Origin of the sequence: Mesorhizobium sp. WSM4935 (assembly GCF_029625735.1) — a bacterium.
Classification (GTDB): domain Bacteria; phylum Pseudomonadota; class Alphaproteobacteria; order Rhizobiales; family Rhizobiaceae; genus Mesorhizobium.
The window spans coordinates 373539-393327 of record NZ_JARTVR010000002.1; the positions used below are offsets into that span (position 1 = coordinate 373539).

At 66.8% G+C, this 19789-nt stretch carries 18 protein-coding genes, 1 tRNA gene and 1 pseudogene; 16 read left to right on the plus strand and 4 right to left on the minus strand.

Translation table 11 applies throughout. The annotated features are described in order from the left end of the window. Window position 1 precedes the first annotated feature (1 nt). The 5 genes from cobN to P9273_RS06090 are packed head-to-tail and all read left to right on the plus strand — an operon-like array spanning window position 2 to window position 6985. Window positions 2-3346 carry a cobaltochelatase subunit CobN gene (cobN, locus tag P9273_RS06070; protein WP_278048078.1) on the plus strand — a complete coding sequence of 1115 codons (3345 nt, stop codon included), beginning with the start codon at window positions 2-4 and terminating at the stop codon, window positions 3344-3346. Continuing rightward, window positions 3343-4836 (plus strand): precorrin-3B synthase, encoded by a 1494-nt coding sequence (cobG, locus tag P9273_RS06075; RefSeq protein WP_278048079.1) that lies wholly within the window; start codon window positions 3343-3345, stop codon window positions 4834-4836. Before cobN ends, cobG begins: the two co-directional genes overlap by 4 nt. Then, a complete protein-coding gene (locus tag P9273_RS06080) occupies window positions 4837-5469 on the plus strand; it encodes a precorrin-8X methylmutase (protein ID WP_278048080.1) in 633 nt (210 codons plus the stop codon). It begins immediately after the preceding gene. Then, window positions 5466-6224: a precorrin-2 C(20)-methyltransferase gene (locus tag P9273_RS06085; protein ID WP_278048081.1), complete on the plus strand. Its 759-nt coding sequence runs from the start codon at window positions 5466-5468 to the stop codon at window positions 6222-6224. Before P9273_RS06080 ends, P9273_RS06085 begins: the two co-directional genes overlap by 4 nt. Further along, window positions 6221-6985, plus strand: a complete 765-nt coding sequence (locus P9273_RS06090) for a precorrin-3B C(17)-methyltransferase (protein ID WP_278048082.1) — start codon at window positions 6221-6223, stop codon at window positions 6983-6985. The genes P9273_RS06085 and P9273_RS06090 overlap by 4 nt, the downstream gene beginning before the upstream one ends. On the opposite strand, the gene P9273_RS06095 is transcribed toward P9273_RS06090, so the two are convergent. Continuing rightward, on the minus strand, window positions 6949-7719 hold the full coding sequence (locus tag P9273_RS06095; RefSeq protein WP_278048083.1) for a cobalt-precorrin-6A reductase: 771 nt from the start codon (window positions 7717-7719) through the stop codon (window positions 6949-6951). The two genes, P9273_RS06090 and P9273_RS06095, sit on opposite strands and share 37 nt — an antisense overlap. On the opposite strand from P9273_RS06095, the gene cbiE reads away from it, so the two are divergent. The 8 genes from cbiE to P9273_RS06135 all read left to right on the plus strand — a co-directional run bounded on the left by cbiE (window position 7718) and on the right by P9273_RS06135 (window position 14530). Then, window positions 7718-8956, plus strand: a complete 1239-nt coding sequence (gene cbiE / locus P9273_RS06100; protein ID WP_278048084.1) for a precorrin-6y C5,15-methyltransferase (decarboxylating) subunit CbiE — start codon at window positions 7718-7720, stop codon at window positions 8954-8956. The genes P9273_RS06095 and cbiE overlap by 2 nt on opposite strands. Next, window positions 8953-9342 (plus strand): cobalamin biosynthesis protein, encoded by a 390-nt coding sequence (locus tag P9273_RS06105; RefSeq protein WP_278048085.1) that lies wholly within the window; start codon window positions 8953-8955, stop codon window positions 9340-9342. Before cbiE ends, P9273_RS06105 begins: the two co-directional genes overlap by 4 nt. Continuing rightward, window positions 9339-10103 (plus strand): precorrin-4 C(11)-methyltransferase, encoded by a 765-nt coding sequence (gene cobM, locus P9273_RS06110; protein WP_278048086.1) that lies wholly within the window; start codon window positions 9339-9341, stop codon window positions 10101-10103. The genes P9273_RS06105 and cobM overlap by 4 nt, the downstream gene beginning before the upstream one ends. Continuing rightward, the gene (cobA, locus tag P9273_RS06115; protein WP_278048087.1) at window positions 10100-10915 is read left to right on the plus strand and encodes a uroporphyrinogen-III C-methyltransferase; all 816 of its coding nucleotides are present in this window, start codon (window positions 10100-10102) and stop codon (window positions 10913-10915) included. The genes cobM and cobA overlap by 4 nt, the downstream gene beginning before the upstream one ends. Beyond that, window positions 10912-12228, plus strand: a complete 1317-nt coding sequence (locus P9273_RS06120) for a cobyrinate a,c-diamide synthase (protein ID WP_278048088.1) — start codon at window positions 10912-10914, stop codon at window positions 12226-12228. Before cobA ends, P9273_RS06120 begins: the two co-directional genes overlap by 4 nt. Then, on the plus strand, window positions 12225-12992 hold the full coding sequence (gene cobS, locus P9273_RS06125) for an adenosylcobinamide-GDP ribazoletransferase (RefSeq protein ID WP_278048089.1): 768 nt from the start codon (window positions 12225-12227) through the stop codon (window positions 12990-12992). The genes P9273_RS06120 and cobS overlap by 4 nt, the downstream gene beginning before the upstream one ends. A 26-nt stretch (window positions 12993-13018) precedes the next feature. Further along, the gene (gene cobT / locus P9273_RS06130) at window positions 13019-14044 is read left to right on the plus strand and encodes a nicotinate-nucleotide--dimethylbenzimidazole phosphoribosyltransferase (protein WP_278048090.1); all 1026 of its coding nucleotides are present in this window, start codon (window positions 13019-13021) and stop codon (window positions 14042-14044) included. A 225-nt stretch (window positions 14045-14269) separates the two neighbouring features. Continuing rightward, window positions 14270-14530, plus strand: a complete 261-nt coding sequence (locus P9273_RS06135) for a hypothetical protein (protein ID WP_278048091.1) — start codon at window positions 14270-14272, stop codon at window positions 14528-14530. Between the two features lie 42 nt (window positions 14531-14572). On the opposite strand, the gene P9273_RS06140 is transcribed toward P9273_RS06135, so the two are convergent. Next, window positions 14573-14648, minus strand: a tRNA-Lys gene (locus P9273_RS06140). A gap of 105 nt (window positions 14649-14753) precedes the next feature. Next, window positions 14754-15656, minus strand: coding sequence for a PhzF family phenazine biosynthesis protein (locus tag P9273_RS06145; protein WP_278048092.1), 903 nt, complete (start codon window positions 15654-15656; stop codon window positions 14754-14756). 131 nt (window positions 15657-15787) lie between these two features. Between P9273_RS06145 and P9273_RS06150 the strand changes: the two genes are divergently transcribed. The 3 genes and pseudogenes from P9273_RS06150 to P9273_RS06160 all read left to right on the plus strand — a co-directional run bounded on the left by P9273_RS06150 (window position 15788) and on the right by P9273_RS06160 (window position 19001). Next, a complete protein-coding gene (locus tag P9273_RS06150) occupies window positions 15788-17074 on the plus strand; it encodes an efflux RND transporter periplasmic adaptor subunit (protein WP_278048093.1) in 1287 nt (428 codons plus the stop codon). A 4-nt stretch (window positions 17075-17078) separates the two neighbouring features. After that, window positions 17079-17787 (plus strand): annotated as a pseudogene (locus P9273_RS06155) (ABC transporter ATP-binding protein). Next, a complete protein-coding gene (locus P9273_RS06160) occupies window positions 17784-19001 on the plus strand; it encodes an ABC transporter permease (RefSeq protein WP_278048094.1) in 1218 nt (405 codons plus the stop codon). Before P9273_RS06155 ends, P9273_RS06160 begins: the two are co-directional and overlap by 4 nt. A gap of 67 nt (window positions 19002-19068) precedes the next feature. Here P9273_RS06160 and P9273_RS06165 read toward each other — a convergent pair whose 3' ends face one another. Beyond that, entirely contained in the window at window positions 19069-19785 is a 717-nt protein-coding gene (locus P9273_RS06165; protein ID WP_278048386.1) for a hypothetical protein, read from the minus strand. Between the last annotated feature and the right edge of the window lie 4 nt (window positions 19786-19789).

Below are 19789 nucleotides of genomic sequence, written 5' to 3' on the forward strand. Positions count from 1 at the left end.
GATGCATATCCTCACCACGTCATCCGCTTCGCTCGACGATCTCGCCGAGCCGATCGACCTCAGGCAGAAGCCTGCGGATGTCGTGGCGCTGTCCTTCACCGACAGCGATCTCGCCGGCTTGGCCGCCGCCTGGAAGGCCGATGCGGCGCGGCTGCCGTCCATGCGGCTGGCGGCGCTGCGCGACCTTCGCCACCCGATGTCGGTGGACCTATGGATCGACAGCGTTGCCCGTCACGCCAAAGTGGTCCTCGTCCGCATCCTGGGCGGTTATGACTGGTGGCGCTATGGCTGCGACCAGCTCGCCGCGGTCGCACGCGAGCGGCATATCAAGCTGGCGCTGCTGCCGGGCGAAAGCCATGACGAGGACCAGCGCCTGATCGAAGCCTCGACCCTGCCGCGCGCCGAACTCGACGCCCTGCTCGGCTATTTCCGAGAAGGCGGCCCGGCAAACATGTCGGCACTGGTGCAAAGGCTGGCACGGCTTGCGGGGGCTGAGGCGGCGGTGGCCGAGCCGGTCAGCGTGCCCAAGGCTGGGTATTATCAGCCGGGAGTTGGTGTCGTCGAAAAGCCTGTGACGGAACTCGGCGCCGACAATTTTGCCGTCGTCCCCATCCTCTTCTACCGCTCCATGCTGCTCGCGGCAGACATAGCGCCGATCGACGCACTCGCGGAAGCCCTGCGCTCGCAAGGCCTGGCCCCGCTGCCGATCTTCGTCTCCAGCCTGAAGGACCCGGCATCCCTGGCCTTCGTCGAGAAAGCCATCAACTCGCTGAACCCGTCGGCGATCGTCACCGCCACGGCCTTTGCCTCCGGCGCCGAGCCCGGCGCCGAAACCCTCTTCGACCGAGCCGGGGTGCCCGTCTTCCAGGTCATCGTCGCCACGACGAAACGGGAGGTCTGGGAGAAAAACCAGCGCGGCCTGGCGCCCGCCGATCTCGCCATGCACGTCGTCCTGCCCGAGCTCGACGGCCGCATCCTCGCCGGCGCGATCTCCTTCAAGGGCGAGGTCGAAACCGACGCTGCACTCGCCTTCCGCGCTTTCGCCAACCAGCCGAAAGCCGACCGCGTGGCGCAGGTGGCCAGGCGGATCGCGGCATTCATTCACCTGCGACGGACGGAGCGAGCAAAGCGCAAGCTGGCGATCCTGATTCCCGACTATCCGAGCGCGCCTGGACGAACGGGCTACGCCGTTGGCCTGGATGTGCCGTCAAGCGTGCTCGCCATGCTGCAGGACCTGAAGGAACAGGGCTATGCGGTTGAACGGATTCCGCAATCGCCGCGGGAATTGCTGGATGCCCTGGAGGTGAGTGGGCTTGGCCTCTCCATAGAGGACTACTCCGCCTTTTCGGCCGAACTGCCGAGGGCAGCGCGCGATCCAGTAGAGGCCGCGTGGGGCAAGGCAGAAGGGATAAGTCCCCACTTCCCCTTCCGCGCCGCAACCTTCGGCAACATCACCGTAGCGCTCGCCCCCGATCGCGGACGCTCCGCCGACCGCCGCGCCGATTACCATGACCCGACGCTGCCCCCGCGCCACGAGCTGATCGCCTTCGGCCTCTGGCTGCAGAAATCGCTCGGCGTCCATGCCATCATCCATGTCGGCGCGCATGGCACGCTGGAATGGCTGCCGGGCAAGACGGTCGCGCTTTCCGACACCTGCTTTCCCGAGATCGTCACCGGCTCGCTGCCCGTCATCTATCCTTTCATCGTCTCCAATCCCGGCGAGGCAGCGCAGGCCAAGCGCCGCATCTCGGCCGTCACGCTCGGCCATCTGCCTCCGCCGATGACCGGAGCCGGTCTCGACGAGGCACAGCAGAAACTCGAGCGCCTGGTCGACGAATACGCCCAAGCCGACGGCCTCGACCGCCGCCGCCGCGACCGACTGGCAAAGCTGATCGTCGAGACGGCACGGAAAACCGGGCTTGCCTCGGAAGCCGGCGTCGCGAAGACAGACCAGCCCGACGAAGCGCTGCGCCGCATCGACGCCTGGCTCTGCGATCTCAAGGATTTCGCGGTGAAGGACGGGCTGCATGTCTATGGCCGCGCACCGGAAGACGAGCCCGATCCGCTGCGCCGGCAGAGCGCCGACACTGAACGGACAGCCCTGCTCGCCGCGCTCGAGGGCCGCCATGTCAAGGCCGGCCCGGCCGGCGCGCCGGCGCGCGGCCGTTCCGACGTGCTGCCCACCGGCCGCAACCTCTTCACGTCCGATCCCCGCACCATGCCGACGCCGACCGCCTATGATCTCGGCCAGGCTGCAGCGGAGGAAGTGGTGCGCAGCTATATGCAGAGCCATGGCGACTGGCCGCGCTCGCTGGTCATCGACCTCTGGGGCTCGGCCTCGTTGCGCACCGGCGGCGAGGAAATCGCGCAAGGCCTGGCGCTGATGGGCTGCCGGCCGCAATGGGATGCCGCGACCGGTCGCGTCACCGGCATCGAGGTGCTGCCGCCGGCCACGCTCGGCCGCCCGCGCGTCGACGTCACCTGGCGCATTTCCGGCCTGTTCCGCGACATGTTCCCGACCCAGATCGCGCTGATCGATGCAGCCGCCAACGCCGTCGCCGGCCGCGACGAAGACGATTCGGAAAACCCGCTTGCCGCAGCCACCCGTGCCCAAGGCAAGATCGAGCCGCGCATTTTCGGCAGTTCGCCCGGCACCTATGGCGCGGGCGTCGAGGACTTGCTGTCGCGCGGCGAATGGGGCGTGCGCGAAGAGATCGGCCGCGCCTATCTGGAGGCCACCTCGCATGCCTATGGCGGGGCCGACGGCGAAGCGATTTTGGCGCCAGGCGCCTTCGAGGACCGCATCGCCGAAGCCGATCTCCTCGTCCATACCGGCGACGACCCTGGCCGCGATATCCTCGAAGGCTCGGCCGACGTCGCCTTCATCGGCGGCTTTTCGGCCGCTCTTGCCGCGCTTGGCCGCAACGCGGATGTCATCGTGCTCGACACGACCGATCCGAAGAAGCCGAAGCCGCGTTCGGTCGGTGAAGCCGTATCGCGCGTGGTGCGGGCGCGCGCCGTCAACCCGCGCTTCATCGCCGGCCAGATGCGGCATGGCCCGCGCGGCGCCTCGGAATTCGCCGAGACGGTCGACCGCCTGGTCGGCTTCGCCGAGACCACGCACGCCATTTCCGGCACGCTGATCGAGGCGGTACACGACGCCTATGTTGGCGACGCCGAAGTCCGCGCCTTCTTGCTGCGCGAGAATCCGGCGGCTGCCAAGGTCATCGCCGAACGTTTTCTGGCGGCGCGGCGGCGCGGCCTCTGGCATCCGCTCAGGAACTCCATCGACGATGACCTCGCAGCCCTGATCGCCGAAGCCCAGGCCAGCGGGGTGGCGGCATGAACGCGTTTTCGCGGCGCGGCGCCTGCCCTGCCCTCAGCGCCCCGATGCGGACCGGCGACGGGCTTTTGGTGCGGCTCAACCCGGTCGCAGGGGGACTGGTCCCGATGTCGCTGATCGGACTCGGCGAATCCGCTCTGCGCCACGGCAACGGTATCATGGAGGTAACGGCGCGCGGCAGCCTGCAGATTCGCGGCCTGACCGCCGAAAGCGCCAGGCTGCTGGCGGCGGAAGTGGACGCGCTGGGCATTGACATGCGGACCAGCGTGCCGATTGAAATTGGGCCGCTGGCGGGGATCGACCCTGAGGAGATTGCCGATCCGCGCCCATTGGCGGAACGGATCAGGGCGGCGACCGAGGAGGCTGGGCTGACGGCACGGCTGGGGCCGAAGGTGTCGGTGGTTGTCGACGGTGGCGGGCAGCTGACGATGGACCTGGTGACGGCCGATGTAAGGCTGAAGGCGGTGAAGGCCGATGCGGGCGTCCAGTGGAGCGTGTCGGTTGCCGGTGACGCGCATAGTGCGAAGCCGCTCGCGACGGTCGATGCGGAGGCTGCACGCGACATCGCTGTGGCGGCGCTTAGGATGGTCGCGGAAAAGGGCCGGGAGGCGCATACGCGCGACCTGTCGGAGCGGCAATTGGCCTCTCTCGCAGGCTGGCATTCCTTCGCGCCCCCCTCTGTCCTGCCGGACATCTCCCACTCTAGGGGGGAGATTCGCAGCTTTACCGCCGGCTCCCGCTCTGCAGCGAACTCGCATGTTCCGACCTCGGCGATTGGCGAAAGCGGCCGCGCCGGCCTGATCTCCCCTCTAGAGGGGGAGATGTCCGGCAGGACAGAGGGGCGCGCCGTGGAACGCCATCGCCCACCGATCGGCCTCCTTAACCTAACCGAAGGCCACGCCCTCGGCATTGCCCTGCCCTACGGCAGCATGCCCGCTCAAAACCTCATCGACCTCGCCATTGAAGCCGCAAACCTCGGCGCCATCGAAATCCGCCTGGTCCCCGGCCGCGCCTTAATTTTCCTCGGCCTCACCCCTTCCGCCGCCTCTACACTCCAAGCCCTCGCGGCCGCCCTCGGCTTCGTCACCTCCCCCACCGATCCACGCACCCGCATCGCCGCCTGCCCCGGCACGCCGGCCTGCGCCTCCGGCCGCATCGCCACCCGCACCATCGCCGAAACCATCGCGAAACAAAGCCCCGACCTCCTGGACGCCTCGCTGACCCTCCACATCTCCGGCTGCGCCAAGGGCTGTGCGCATCCCGGCGCGGCGGCGCTCACTCTCGTCGGCGACGAAAACGGAGCCGGACTTGTCGTGGACGGGACGGCAAAGGCCCTTCCTGCCGCGTACAGGCCGGGCTATGACGCCGCGCGCGGGGTCGCTGGCATCTTTGCCGCACTGCGCGCGCAAAGCCATCAGGGCGAAACAGTCGCCGCCTGTCTGAAAAGACTTGGCGCGGCCGGTATCGCCGAACTCTATCGACGGAACCAGTGAATGGCCGCCTACGACTATATCCATGACGGAATGGCGATCTACGAGCGCTCTTTCGCCATCATCCGCGCCGAGGCGGACCTGTCTCGCTTCTCGGAAGCGGAGGCCGATGTCGCGATCCGCATGATCCATGCCTGCGGCCAGGTCGAAGCTGCCAGCCATTTCATTTTCTCCGACGGGTTCGTCGACGCGGCGCGCGCAGCGCTTGCCGCCGGCGCGCCGATCTTCTGCGATGCCGAGATGGTGGCGCATGGCGTCACCCGCGCCCGCCTGCCGGCCGGCAATGAGGTGATCTGCACGCTGCGCGACCCGCGCACGCACGACATCGCCAAGGAGATCGGCAACACACGCTCGGCCGCGGCGATCGACCTCTGGGGAGAGCGCATGGCCGGATCGGTCGTCGCCATCGGCAATGCGCCGACCGCGCTGTTCTATCTGCTTGAAAAGCTGCGCGATGGTGCAGCGAAGCCGGCAGCGATCATCGGCATGCCGGTCGGCTTCGTCGGCGCCGCCGAATCCAAGGATGCGCTGGCGGAAAATTCCTATGGCGTGCCCTACGCCATCGTCCGCGGCCGGCTGGGCGGCAGCGCCATGACCGCGGCTGCCCTCAATTCCTTGGCGAGGCCGGGCCTGTGAACGCGATTGTAAAAGGCCGTTTGGTCGGTGTCGGCACCGGCCCCGGCGACCCCGAACTTCTGACGCTGAAGGCCGCGCGCGCGCTGGCCGAGGCCGATGTCGTCGCCTATTTCGCCAAGCGCGGCAACAACAGCAATGCGCGCGCCATTGTCGAGGCGCGCTTCCGGCCGGATATGGTGGAGCTGCCGCTGCTCTACCCGGTGACCACCGAAATCGACAAGGATCACGACGACTACCGCGCGCAGATCACCGATTTCTACGAACAGTCGGCCGAGCAGGTCGCCGAGCATCTCGGCGCCGGCAGGACGGTGGCGGTGCTGTCGGAAGGCGACCCGCTCTTCTACGGCTCCTATATGCATCTGCATGTGCGCCTGGCGCACCGTTTCCCGACCGAGGTCATCCCCGGCATCACCGCCATGTCCGGCTGCTGGTCGGCCACGGGCCTGCCGATCGTCCAGGGTGACGACGTGCTGACGGTGCTGCCGGGGACGATGAGCGAGTTCGAACTGACCCGTCGCCTCGCCGACACCGATGCCGCCGTCATCATGAAGGTCGGCCGCAACCTGCCGAAGATCAGGCGCGCGCTGGAAGCCACCGGCAAGCTGGCCAAGGCCCTCTATGTCGAGCGCGGCACCATGCCGGGCAGCGTCTCGATGCGGCTCGCCGAAAAGCCGGACGACAAGGCGCCCTATTTCGCCATCGTGCTGGTCGCCGGCTGGTCGGGCCGTCCGGGAGCCCCCGGAGCAAAGGCATGAGCGGTCGCCTTACCGTCATCGGTCTCGGGCCCGGCAATGCCGACCAGGTCACGCCGCAGGCTGCCAATGCCGTCGCCGAGGCTTCCTTCTTCTATGGCTACAAGCCCTATCTCGACCGGCTTGACCTGCGGCCGGATCAGACGCGCATCGCCTCCGACAATCGCGAAGAGCTTGCCCGCTCCAATGAGGCGTTGGCCAAGGCCGCCGAAGGCCACAACGTCGCCGTCGTTTCCGGCGGCGATCCCGGCGTCTTCGCCATGGCCGCCGCCGTCTGCGAAGCGATAGAAGCAGGCCCGGCTGAATGGCGCGCCATTGACCTCTCGGTCGTCCCCGGCGTCACCGCCATGCTTGCCGTCGCTGCCCGCATCGGCGCGCCGCTCGGCCACGATTTCTGCGCTATCTCGCTCTCCGACAATCTGAAGCCGTGGGAGCTGATCGAGCTGCGGTTGCTGGCGGCGGCCGGAGCCGGCTTCGTCATCGCGCTTTATAACCCGATCAGCAAGGCCCGTCCCTGGCAGCTCGGCCGCGCCTTCGAATGCCTGAAGGCGATCCTGCCCGGCGCCACGCCGGTGATCTTCGGCCGCGCCGCCGGCCGGCCCGACGAGCGCATCGAAGTCTTTCTGCTGGCGGACGCCGATGCGGAAAAGGCCGACATGGCGACCTGCGTCATCATCGGCTCGCCCGAAACCCGCATCATCAAGCGCGGCGAAAAGCCCGCCCTGGTCTACACACCGCGTTCGGCAACGGGGTCGAAAAAATGATCGACCTTTGCCGCCAGCGCATCGACGATTTCGGCCGAAGGAACGTCCGGCAAAGGCGGTCGGCGGATCATGACCACTTCGATGCCGAGCGCCCGCCCCGCGGCAATCTTGCCATAGGTCGCCTCGCCGCCGCTGTTCTTGGAAACGATCGCGTCGATCCCGTATTTTTCAAGCAACGCGCGCTCGTCCGCCTCCGGGAATGGCCCGCGCGCCAGCAGGTAGAGCGCATCGGGTACGGCAAGTTTCGGTTCGACCGGATCGACGCTGCGGATCAGGTAGCTGTGCTGCGGCGCGGCCTCGAAGGCGCCGGCCTCCTGCCGGCCGATCGCCAGGAACACGCGACGCGGCGCCCCGCCAAGCACCTTCGCCGCCTCCGTGACATTGTCGACCAGCGTCCAGCGATCGCCGGCCACGGGCTCCCATCCAGGACGCCGCAGCGCGAGGATCGGCACGCCGGTTTTCGTGGCGGCTTCAGCGGCATTGGCGGAGATACGCGCAGCGTATGGATGCGTGGTATCGATCAGCAGATCGACTTGCTCGTCGCGAAGGTAATTCGCCAATCCGTCCGCGCCGCCGAAGCCTCCGACACGCACCGGCACGCCTTGCGCGACCGGGCTTTCGGTGCGGCCGGCAAGCGAGAGCGTGACCGAGAAATCCGCGCGACGAGCGAGCTTCCCGGCCAGTTGCCGGGCTTCCGTCGTTCCGCCAAGGATCAGGATACGGTAGGTCGTCATGCCTGCTAAGGATCCGCACGCCAAGCCAGCCTCAAAATGGCTCACCATCGTCGGCATTGGCGAGGACGGTGTAGCGGGTCTCGGCGATGAGTCCAAGCAGCGCATCGCGCAGGCGGACGTCGTGTTCGGCGGCAAGCGTCACCTTGCTCTCGTTGCATCTCTGGCCAAGGGCGAAACCCGCCCATGGCCTGCGCCCTTCGATGCCGAAATGCGAGACGTGCTGGCGCTCGCGGGTAAAAAAATCTGCGTGCTCGCTTCCGGCGACCCGTTCTTCCATGGCGTCGGCGTCACATTGGCCCGCAAGGTGAAGCCGGATGAGATGCTCGTCCTGCCGGCGCCCTCCTCGCTGTCGCTCGCGGCATCGCGCCTTGGCTGGGCATTGCAGGACGTGGAGACGATCTCACTGCACGGCCATTCGATCGATCTGATCCGGCCCCTGCTCCACCCCGGCGCGCGCATCCTGGCGCTGACCTCCGACGCCGACGCGCCGGCGGCCGTCGCCGCACTGCTCGACGAGCTCGGTTTCGGCCCCTCGCGATTGACGGTCTTCGAAGCGCTCGGCGGTCCCGATGAGGCGTGCCGCACCGTTCGCGCCGATGCCTTCGACCTCAAAAACATCAACCCGCTCAACGTGCTGGCGCTCGAAATTGAATCGACGCCGGATGCGCGCATCCTGCCTTTGACCATCGGCCTCGCCGACCATCTGTTCGAGCATGACGGCCAGATCACCAAGCGCGAGATCCGCGCCATCACGCTGTCGTCGCTGGCGCCCCGGCGCGGCGAGCTGCTTTGGGATATCGGCGCCGGCTCCGGCTCGATCGGCATCGAATGGATGATGGCTCATCCTTCGCTGCGCGCCATCGCCATCGAGGCCAACAGCGAGCGCGCCGCCCGCATCGCCCGCAATGCCGCGCATTGCGGCGTGCCCGGCCTCGTCGTGGTCGAAGGTGCCGCGCCCGACGCGTTCGCCAAGCTCGAAACGCCGGATGCGATCTTCATCGGCGGCGGCGGCAGCGATGCCGGCGTGCTGGAGAAGGCGATCAAGGCGCTTCGTCCCGGTGGCCGGCTGGTCGCCAATGCGGTGACGCTGGAGATGGAGGCGCTGTTGCTCGACCAGCACAACAGGCGCGGCGGCGACCTTACCCGCATCGCGCTTTCACGCGCGGGGCCGGTCGGCTCCATGCAGGGCTGGCGTCCGGCCATGCCGGTCACGCAGTGGAGCTGGGTGAAACCATGATGGTCGCGGGCATCGGCAGCCGCAAAGGCGTGACAGCAAGTGACGTGCGCGCCGCGATCGATACCGCGCTCGAAGCGCATGGGCTGGCGATGACCGCGCTTTCGGCGCTGGCCACAGGTGAAATCAAGCGCGACGAACAGGCAATCTTCCTTGCCGGCCGCGACCTCGACCTCCCCGTGCTTGTCATGTCCGACGCCGCAGTGAAAGCCGTCTCGTCCGGCACGATCAGCCGATCCGAAGCGTCGCAGGCCCAGGCCGGCACGCCCTCGGTTTCGGAAGCCTCGGCTCTGGCCGCGGCCGGAAAAGGCGCAAAACTGCTTGGGCCGCGCATCGTGGTCGGGCCGGTCACCTGCGCCATCGCTCTTGGCGGAGGCGACGACGCATGACAGTCCATTTCATCGGTGCCGGCCCTGGCGCGGCCGACCTCATCACCTTGCGCGGCAGCCGGCTGCTCGCGTCCTGCCCGGTCTGCCTCTATGCCGGCTCGATCGTCGCGCCGGAACTGCTCGAGCATTGCGCGCCCGGCACCAAACTGATCGACACCGCGCCGATGTCGCTCGACGAGATCGAGGCCGAATATGTCGACGCGCACAAGGCCGGCCAGGATGTCGCGCGGCTGCATTCCGGCGACCTTTCGGTCTGGAGCGCGGTGGCCGAACAGATCAGGCGGCTCGAAAAACACGGCATTCCCTACACGCTGACACCGGGCGTGCCCTCCTTCGCGGCGGCGGCAGCGGCGCTGCGCCGCGAGCTCACCATCCCCGAGCTCGCGCAAAGCCTGGTGCTGACCCGCGTTTCCGGCCGCGCCTCGAAAATGCCGCCAGGCGAGACGCTCGCCGGCTTCGGCCGCACCGGCGCCACGCTTGCCATCCATCTTGCCATTCACGCCATCGACCGCATCGTTGCCGATGTCACGCCGCTTTACGGCGCCGAATGCCCGGTCGCGGTCGTCTTCCGCGCCTCCTGGCCGGACGAGCGCATCCTGACCGGCACGCTGGGTACCATCGAAGCGCAGCTGGCGGAAAACCCGATGGAGCGCACGGCGATCATCTTCGTCGGCAGCGCGCTCGCGGCGCAGGATTTCGGCGAAAGCTCACTCTACGACGCCCATTACCAGCGGCGTTTTCGCGGACGGGACGGATTGTGAACGGCGGCGCCAATACGAACGGACGGGCAAATGTGGAGCAGGCGCTGGCGCGCCTGAACTTCAAGCCGCGCGAGCTCGAGCCCGGCCATGTCTGGCTGGCCGGCGCCGGCCCCGGGGATCCCGGCTGCCTCACGCTGGAGGTGCTTGCGGCGCTCGGGCAGTGCGACGCGCTGGTCTATGACGCGCTCGTCTCGCCCGATATCGTGGCGGTCGCTCAAGGTGCAGAGCTTTTCTACGCAGGAAAACGCGGCGGCCAGCCCTCGATGAAGCAGGACGACATCAACGCCCTGCTGGTGCGGCTGGCGCACCAGGGCCGCCGTGTCGTGCGGCTGAAAGGCGGCGATCCCTATATTTTCGGCCGGGGCGGCGAAGAGGCTCTGGCGCTCGCCGGCGAAGGAATACCGTTCCGGGTGCTCTCCGGCCTGACCTCGGGTCTCAGCGCGCTTGCCGCCACCGGCATTCCCGCCACCATGCGCGGCATCAACAAGGCCGTCATCCTGGCGACCGGCCACGCGGCGGGCACCGATGACGACATCGACTGGACAGCGATCGCGCGCACCGGACAGCCGGTGGTCGTCTATATGGGCATGGCCAACCTGCCGGTGATCGCGGCAAAGCTGCTTGAGGGCGGCCTCGCGCCTTCGACCCCGGCCGCTGTGATCGTCGCCGCAACCACGCCGCGGGAACGCATCGTCGTCGCCACGCTCGCAACCATCTCCGAAGAGGCCGCGGCCGCCGGACTCGCTTCGCCGGCGCTGATCGTCGTCGGCGGCATCGTCGCCATGCGCGCGGCCCTGGCAGGTGAGGCATGACGGCGCGGGCGATCATCATCGGCGCGCCGCGCTCCGGCTCGGGCAAGACCAGCGTCACCATCGGCCTGTTGCGCGCGCTCGCCCGGCGCGGGTTGAAAGTGCGCGGCGCCAAGTCCGGCCCGGACTATATCGACCCTGGTTTCCATACGGCCGCCACCGGCCTTTCCGGCGTCAATCTCGACAGTTGGGCGATGTCCCCTTCCCTGCTCAACGCGCTGGCCGCACAAGCTGCGGATGACGCCGAATACATCATCCTCGAAAGCGCGATGGGCCTGTTCGACGGCATTCCCGCACCCGAAGGCCGCTCGGGCTCGGCCGCCGATCTCGCCCGGCTCTATGGCCTGCCTGTCCTTCTAGTGCTCGACGTTTCCGGGCAGTCGACGACCGCTGCGGCGGTCGCCAGGGGTTTCGCCACTTACGATCCGGACGTCCGCATGGCCGGCGTCGTGCTCAACCGGCTCGGCAGCGAACGCCACCGCCGTCTGTCGGGCGACGCCATCGAAGCGATCGGCCTGCCCGTGGTCGGCGCCATCCTGCGCGATCCGACGCTCAATCTGCCGGAACGGCATCTCGGCCTCGTCCAGGCCGGCGAATACGAGAACCTGATGGCGCATCTCGACCGGCTGGCCGACATGGTCGAGAAATCGCTCGACATCGACGCCATCCTGGCGCTGGCCATCCCACTGGAACCGGCGGCCGGCGACTTCGGCGACGCGCTGCAGCCGCCCGGGCAGCGCATTGCGCTGGCGGAGGACGCCGCCTTCACCTTCCTCTATCCGCATGTCGCCACGCATTGGCGCAAGGCCGGCGCCGAGATCGTGCCTTTCTCGCCGCTTGCCGACGAAGCGCCTTCGCCGGACTGCGAGATCTGTTGGCTGCCCGGCGGTTACCCCGAACTCCATGCCGGCAAGCTTGCGGCCGCCACCAACTTCCAGACAGGAATGGCGCGCTTTGCGGCGACCAAGCCGGTGCATGGCGAGTGCGGCGGCTTCATGGTGCTGGGCGAGGTGCTGGAAGACGCGGACGGCGAGAGCCACAAGATGCTCGGCCTGCTCGGCCACTCGACCAGCTTTGCCAAACGCAAGATGAATCTCGGCTACCGCGAGGCGCGGCTGCGCGCCGCCTGCCCGTTGGGGCGAGAGGGCACGTCGATCCGGGGGCACGAATTCCACTATGCGCAGATGCTTGCCGCCGGCAATGACGAGCCGCTGGCCGATCTTGCCGATGGCCAGGGCAACCCGCTCGGCGCCTCCGGCTACCGGCGCGGCCATGTGAGCGGCACCTTCTTCCACGCCATCGCGAGGAGCGCATGAGCGGCCCTTCCGCACCCAGGCAAGTGCTTGACGACATCGGCCTCAGCCTCGTCTTCTTCACCCGGCTGAGGTTGCCCTCGAGCGATTTCGGCGGCCGCAGCCTGGCGGATGCGATCTGGGCGGCGCCCTTCGCCGGTCTCGCGGTGGCAATCATCGGAGCGCTGGTCTATGCGATCGCCGCCGTCTTCGGCCTCGCCGCCGCACCGGCCGCGGCGCTCACGCTCGCCGCGACGATGCTCGCCACCGGCTGTCTGCATGAGGACGGGCTTTCCGACATCGCCGATGGCTTTTGGGGCGGCAGGACGCGCGACAGGAAACTGGAGATCATGCGCGACAGCCGCATCGGCGCCTATGGCGCGGCGGCGCTTGGGCTGTCGCTGCTCATCCGCTGGAGCGCGCTGTCCGAACTCGCCGGTCCGGGCCATGTGTTCCTGGCGCTGCTCGCCGCGCATGCCGGCTCGCGCGGCCTGTTCGGCGCTTTCATGCATCTTTTGCCGCCGGCCCGCAGCGACGGCCTGTCGGCCAACGCCGGCACCGTCACCTCCGAGACCGCCATCATCGGCGCTGCGCTTGGTGCCGTGGCGCTGCTGGCGCTCGGCCTTGGCGGCGCGATAGCGGCGGCGATCCTGCTCGGCCTAGTCTTCATGGCCTTGCGCGCGCTTTGCCTCAGCCAGATTGGCGGCCAGACCGGCGACACGATCGGCGCGCTGCAGCAGCTTGGCGAGATCGCCGTTCTTCTCGTCGCTTCCGTTTGCCTTTCCTGATTCTCTTTTCGGAGACCTTGCCCCCCATGTCCCCCCAATCAACACGCTTCAAATCCCTCGATGAACTGCGTGCGGCCTGCCTAGACCTCCCCGCCGGCAGCGATACCGCAGCAGTTGCTGTCGCCGAGCGTCAGAACACGCTGACCAAGCCGCCGGGCAGCCTTGGTCGACTGGAAACGATAGCCGCCTGGCTGGGCCGCTGGCAGGGTCGCGACATGCCGAAGCTCGATACGGTGAAAGTCTTCGTCTTCGCCGGCAATCACGGCGTCACCGCGCAGGGCGTCTCGGCCTATCCGTCGGAAGTCACCGTACAGATGGTGGCGAACTTCGCCGGCGGGGGTGCTGCCATCAACCAGCTTGCCCGCATTGCCGGCGCAAAGCTGGACGTCATCCCGCTCGACCTCGACCGTCCGACCGGCGATTTCACTCAGGTGCCGGCGATGGACGAGCAGGCATTCCTTACCGCGGTCTCGGCCGGCTACGATGCCGTGACCAACGACCTCGACCTTGTCTGCTTCGGTGAGATGGGCATCGGCAACACGACGCCGGCCGCCGCGATCTCCACCGCCCTCTTCGGCGGCGGCGCGGAAAAATGGACCGGGCGCGGCACCGGCGTCGACGATGCAGGGCTGCAGCGCAAGGTTGTGGCCATCGAGGCAGGCCTCAAGCGCCATGCCGATTCGCTTTCCGACCCGCTGAAGATAGCGGCCGCGCTTGGCGGACGTGAGCTGGCCGCCATCCTCGGGGCGACGCTTGCCGCGCGCAAGAACAACGTGCCGGTGCTGCTCGACGGCTTCGTCTGCACCGCCGCCGCAGCACCTCTTGCGAGGCTTCACCCGACCGGCCTCGCTCACACAATCGCCGCTCATGTCTCGGCCGAAGCCGGCCACCGCCGCCTGCTCGAGGCGCTTGGTCTGCCGCCGCTGCTCGACCTCGGCATGCGGCTGGGCGAAGGCTCCGGCGCTTGCCTTGCCGTCAACATCGTCCGCTCGGCGCTGGAATGCCATGCCAGGATGGCTAGCTTCGCCGAAGCCGGCGTTTCGGAAAAATAAAGAATCAGTCGAAATTTCAACACTGTTGAAACATCGATATAACGTCATCTCGGTTATTCCATGAGACGTAGAAGTTTCATGGGAGATCGATCGATGTATTTGAAATATCTAATATCCGCTGCGATTCTTGTTGCCGCGACTTCGCCGACTTTGTCTCAGGATCAATATGTCCGCCCGCTTCGTCCCGGCGAAGACGGATCGGCCAGGATACAATCATCGATCTCAATGACCTTTCCGGTCAAGGATGACGACGATGCTGCCGTGCAGCAGCAGGTCGCGCTGCGTTCCTTCTGCAAGGTCGCGGCGGGCAGCTGCGCCTTGGTGCTCGAGACCGTCGCCGATACATGCGAGATTGCCGGCATGAGCACCAATCTCAACGCCAGGGACCGCAACATCGGCGGTTATGGTGGATCGCAGCTCACGGTGAGCGGTCAGATCACCATGAAGGTCAAGTTCAAGGCGAGCCTCAGCAAAACAGCGCCGTAGGCGCCGCGTGGCGGCGTACTTCGTTGTTTTCATAAGAAGATTTGGTGGGTGTGCACAGGATCGAACTGTGGACCCGCTGATTAAGAGTCAGCTGCTCTACCAACTGAGCTACACACCCACACCGCCGGGAAAACCAGCGTCGGCGGCGCATATAGCCGCCGCTTTCGGGGATGTCCAGCCCTGCCGGATCATTTCCCGACAAATCGCCTAATTGCCGCACGAGTCAGATGAAAAGCTGGCCTTCCGCCACCTTGATCGCATGGCCGCCGATGCGCGCGGAGGCGAGTTTTCCGCCATCGACATTGAGCTCCAAGCGAATGCGCGAGGGCCGGCCCATTTCCAGCCCCTGCTCTATCCAGAGCTGCGAGATACCGTCGATCGGGGCGTCGAAATGCATGATGGCGCCGGCAAAGGCGGCCGCGGCCGAACCGGTCGCCGGATCCTCGTAGGACGGGGTGCCGGGCACGATCATGCGCACATGGAAGGCGCTGTCGTGATGCACCGTCTCGCGGCAATAGACATATGGGCTGGCGAAGGCCCATTCGCTCTTGCGGGGCGCCAATTCCGACCACGCCTGGTTGTCGAGCCTGATCTTGGCCGCCTCCTCCAACCCGGCAACGGGAATCGTCACATAAGGCACGCCGGCCGACCAGAAGGCAACGCGGTGATTCTCGAAGCCGATCTCGTGCGGGCCAAGGCCGAGCGCCGCGCCGATCGCTTCCGGATCGGCCTTCAGCTCCAACGGTTCCGGCAATTTCGCCAGGTCGAACTCGGCGAAGGTCGAGCCGTCATGCTTGCTTACCGCGCAACGCACCGGCCCGATGTTCTCCTCCAGCACGAAAATGCCGGCGGCCTCCCCGGCGAGTTCGGTCAGCGCAATCGCCGAGCCCACAGTCGGATGCCCTGCGAAAGGCATTTCATAGTCGGGCGTGAAGATGCGGATGCGGTTCCGATGCTTTGGATTGTCCGGAGGCAGCACGAACACCGTCTCGGAAAGATTGAACTCGCGGGCGATCGCCTGCATGCCGGCAGTGTCGAGCCCATCGCTGTCCAGCACCACCGCAAGCGGATTTCCGGCCAGCCTTTCGGTGGTAAACACATCGTAGAGCAAGTAATTGCGCGCCATTGAGAAAACCTTTCGCCTCACCCCGAATTTCTGCCTCAATCCCAACATGAGGGAAATTTAATTTGAAATTCGAACCTTAAACCTGATCTGTGCACGGATAGGGACATCGATTTTCATCATAGGGGTCCGGCGTGGACCAGCTTGTCAATCCGCCAAATGCGGAATCCGATACTTCCATTGAGGCAGCGCTTGGGCTCGACCGCAAGGGCGTAAGCCGCAAGCGCCGCCGCTTCTGGCTCTACGGCTTGCTGGCAATCGCCATCGCCGCGGCTGGCGTAGGGGTTTACCAATGGTATGCGGAAGCGCCACCCAGGATCGAGTATACCACCGTGCCGGCGGCGACCAGTGACCTCACGGTCGAGGTATCGGCCACCGGCACGCTGCAGCCGCTGACTCAGGTCGATATCTCCAGCGAGCTTTCCGGCATCGTCCGCTCGGTCACGGTTAATGAAAACCAACAGGTCAAGAAGGGCGACGTGCTGGCGACGCTCGACACCGCCAAGCTGGAGGTCCAGATCGAGCGCGCCACCGCCTCTGCCAAGGCGGCGACAGCAAGCGTCGAGGACGCCAAGGTGACCTTGCAGGAGAACGAGAACGCGGTTGCGCGCGCCAGCGCGCTGACCAAGCGCGGCATGGCGACGGACCAGTCGCTCGAAGCGGCGACCGCGACGCGCGATCGCTCGAAGGCCGCTCTCGACAGCGCCGAAGCTAATCTAGCCATCGCCCAGGCTGATCTCAAGGCGCAGCAGACCGATCTCGCGAAAAGCACCATCTATGCGCCGATCGACGGCATCGTGCTGACGCGCTCGGTCGATCCCGGCCAGACCGTCGCGTCCTCATTGCAGGCACCGGTGCTCTTCGTCATCGCCGCCGACCTGAGGAACATGGAATTGCAGGCCGCGGTCGACGAGGCCGATATCGGCCAGGTCAAGCCCGGCCAGCACGCCCGCTTCACGGTCGACGCTTTCCCGGACCGGCCCTTCGACGCCGAGATCCGCGACATCTCCTACGCCTCGGTCACCACCGACGGCGTCGTCACCTACAATGCGCGCCTCGAAGTGGACAATGGCGAGCTTCTCTTGCGGCCCGGCATGACGGCCACGGTTTCGGTCGTGACCCGACAGGCCAAAGGCGTGCTCACCGTTCCCTCGACAGCCTTCCGCTATCGCCCGATGCAACAGCAGGCGCGCGGCTGGAGCCTGCGCGACCTCTTTACCGGCCGCATGGGCCGCCCCAACCGGCAGCGCGAGGTGACGAAGGCGCCGACCGACGGCTCGCGCACGCTCTATGTGCTGGAGAACGGACGCCCGCATCCGGTCAACGTCAGGATCGGCTCGACCGACGGCGAGCTGACCGAGATCACGTCCGGCCTCGACGAGGGCGCTGCGGTCATCACCGGCGCGCAGCAGCGGAGCTGACGACATGTCGGCTTCCCTGCTCATCACCTTCGATAAGGTCTGGAAAAGCTATGGCGAGGGCGAGGCCCGCGTGCACGCGCTGGCCGGCGTCGATCTCGCCATTCGGCGCGGCGAGTTCGACCGCCATTATGGGCCCCTCGGGATCCGGCAAGTCGACGGCGATGAACATCATCGGCTGCCTCGATACGCCGACGGCCGGGACCTATTCCTTCATGGGTGCCGATGCGGGCCGCCTCGACCGCAACCGCCGCGCGCTTTTGCGCAACCTCTATGTGGGCTTCGTCTTCCAAGGCTACAATCTTCTGCCGCGCACCACGGCGGCGGAAAATGTCGAGCTGCCGCTGATCTATCGCGGCGTCGCCGCGCGCCAACGCCGCGATCTCGCCATGCAGGCGCTGGCGGAAGTCGGGCTTGTCGGGCGCGAGCACCACACCCCGGCCGAGCTTTCGGGCGGCCAGCAGCAGCGCGTGGCGATCGCCCGTGCCATCGTCACAAGGCCGACGCTGCTGGTTGCCGACGAGCCGACCGGCAATCTCGACACGGCGCGCACGCATGAGATCATGGAGCTGCTGACCAGGCTCAACGCCGAACTCGGCCTTTCCATCGTCATGGTGACGCATGAGGCCGACGTCGCGGATTACGCCGGCCGCACCATCCGCTTCCTCGACGGCCATGTCGCCTCCGATATGTTGAAAGCGGAGGAAGCGGCATGATCTGGGAGACCGTCCGCCTCTCGCTGCGTTCGATCCGCCGCAATGTGCTGCGCTCGTTCCTGACACTGCTCGGCATCGTCATCGGCGTCGCGGCCGTCATAGCCATGCTCACCATCGGCTCCGGCACCACGGAGAAGGTGAAGGCCGATATTTCCAAGCTCGGCAGCAACCTGCTCGTCGTTCGCGCCGGCCGTCCTGCCGGCCCTGGCGGACCGGGAGGGCTCGACCAGGCGGTGCGGCCGCTGGCTGAAAAGGACGTCGCCGCGCTCGTTGCGCATCTCAGCGGTGCGCGCGCAATTTCGCCGGCATCGCAAAAGCAGGTCCGCGTCATCTTCGGCACCGAAAGCCTGACCTCCGGCGTGACCGGCACCGACAGCGCCTATCTCGACGCCCGCGATTGGAAGCTGGTCTCGGGCCGTCCGTTCAGCGACTCCGAATCGCGCGCCGGCGCAGGTGTGTGCCTGATCGGCGAAACCGTGCGCCAGCAGTTCTTCGGCGCCGGCGATCCGGAGGGCGAGATCATCCGCGTCAACCGCACCTCCTGCAAGATCATCGGCCTGCTCGAGCCCAAGGGCTATACCGGCTTCGGCCAGGACCAGGACAATGTCGTGCTGATGCCGCTGCATGCCTATCAGCGGCGCATCGCCGGCAACCGCGACATCGACAACATCTATATCGCCGCCGACGACCGCACCCCGACCACCGAGCTGCAGTCGCGTGTCGAGGACATTTTGCGCGACACGCGCCGCATCACCCCGGACCGCGATCCCGATTTCGCCATCCGCGACATGACCCAGATCGCCGACGCGATGACCAGTGCCACCACCACCATGACCGGCATGCTCGGCGCCGTCGCCGGCGTCAGTCTTCTGGTCGGCGGCATCGGCATCATGAACATCATGCTCGTATCCGTCACCGAGCGCACGCGCGAAATCGGCATCAGGCTGGCGATCGGCGCGCATGAAAAGCACATCCTCATCCAGTTCCTGGTCGAGGCGACGGTGCTGTCGCTCTTTGGCGGCATCATCGGCATCCTGATCGGCCTGTCGCTGGCAGGCATGGCTTCGATGGCGCTGACGATACCCTTCGCGCCAAGCCCCGCCGTCGTCCTGCTCGCCGTCGGCTTCTCGGCGCTGATCGGCATGGTGTTCGGCTTCTTCCCGGCGCTGCGCGGCGCCCGCCTCGATCCGATCGACGCGTTGCGGCACGAATAGCCGGAGGTTCCGGCCTGTGCTCCACTCCTGCGGTGACACGGCGCTGAAGTAGCGGGTGGATTGGGTGCTAACGATCGCCGCCGAAATGCCACTCGATCAGCGGCTTCATGTGAGGCATCAAGCCATCCGGCAGATCGCCGGCGCTACGGATGACGACCGGCCCTTCGATTTCCGGATCGGTCTCGGCCGCGACGAAGGCGCTGATGCGCCGCGCCAGTTCGTCGGCGGATTCGGCCACACGGTAGCGGCGGAAGATCACGGTGCCACTAGCCGTCGAGAGCGCGTGATAGCGCAGTCCGCGTTCGGCCGCCGAAAGATCGAGCCCGGTCTCCTCGCCCACCTCGCGGATCATGTTGAAGTCGACATCGACCAGCCCGTCGCGGAAATCGATCGGCTCGAACGAGCCGGCGGCGAAATAGATGCGGCCGGCATTGACCGTGTGACGGCCCATGCGGATCGCCACCAGCGCATTGTCGCCGGCAACCAGCATGGCATGCGCATAAGCGTGCTCGGCGCCGGAATTCTCGCGTCGCTTGCGCCACAGCAGGAAGGTCGAATAGTTGACCGCATGGCAGCGTCCGACAAGGCGGCCATCGCGGTACGCAAGCTCGGAAAGCAGCACCACGGCGCCGTCGAACAATGCCGGATTGGCCGCTGTTTCCTGCCGCCAGTTCTCGGCGATCGCCGCCGCATTGCTGACCGCGAAAGGATGCGGGCCGGGGTCGAGGCGGACGTCGACCGCATCGACCGGCAGGATGACGTCGCGGGGCAGATCGAAGCTCAAGAGG

Excerpts from the sequence above, each read along its gene's own strand:
- cobN (WP_278048078.1), top strand. The coding sequence starts at position 2 with ATGCATATCCTCACCACGTCATCCGCTTCGCTCGACGATCTCGCCGAG.
- cobG (WP_278048079.1), top strand. The coding sequence starts at position 3,343 with ATGAACGCGTTTTCGCGGCGCGGCGCCTGCCCTGCCCTCAGCGCCCCG.
- P9273_RS06080 (WP_278048080.1), top strand. The coding sequence starts at position 4,837 with ATGGCCGCCTACGACTATATCCATGACGGAATGGCGATCTACGAGCGC.
- P9273_RS06090 (WP_278048082.1), top strand. The coding sequence starts at position 6,221 with ATGAGCGGTCGCCTTACCGTCATCGGTCTCGGGCCCGGCAATGCCGAC.
- cbiE (WP_278048084.1), top strand. The coding sequence starts at position 7,718 with ATGCCTGCTAAGGATCCGCACGCCAAGCCAGCCTCAAAATGGCTCACC.
- P9273_RS06095 (WP_278048083.1), bottom strand. The coding sequence starts at position 7,719 with ATGACGACCTACCGTATCCTGATCCTTGGCGGAACGACGGAAGCCCGG.
- P9273_RS06105 (WP_278048085.1), top strand. The coding sequence starts at position 8,953 with ATGATGGTCGCGGGCATCGGCAGCCGCAAAGGCGTGACAGCAAGTGAC.
- cobM (WP_278048086.1), top strand. The coding sequence starts at position 9,339 with ATGACAGTCCATTTCATCGGTGCCGGCCCTGGCGCGGCCGACCTCATC.
- P9273_RS06120 (WP_278048088.1), top strand. The coding sequence starts at position 10,912 with ATGACGGCGCGGGCGATCATCATCGGCGCGCCGCGCTCCGGCTCGGGC.
- cobS (WP_278048089.1), top strand. The coding sequence starts at position 12,225 with ATGAGCGGCCCTTCCGCACCCAGGCAAGTGCTTGACGACATCGGCCTC.
- cobT (WP_278048090.1), top strand. The coding sequence starts at position 13,019 with ATGTCCCCCCAATCAACACGCTTCAAATCCCTCGATGAACTGCGTGCG.
- P9273_RS06135 (WP_278048091.1), top strand. The coding sequence starts at position 14,270 with ATGACCTTTCCGGTCAAGGATGACGACGATGCTGCCGTGCAGCAGCAG.
- P9273_RS06145 (WP_278048092.1), bottom strand. The coding sequence starts at position 15,656 with ATGGCGCGCAATTACTTGCTCTACGATGTGTTTACCACCGAAAGGCTG.
- P9273_RS06160 (WP_278048094.1), top strand. The coding sequence starts at position 17,784 with ATGATCTGGGAGACCGTCCGCCTCTCGCTGCGTTCGATCCGCCGCAAT.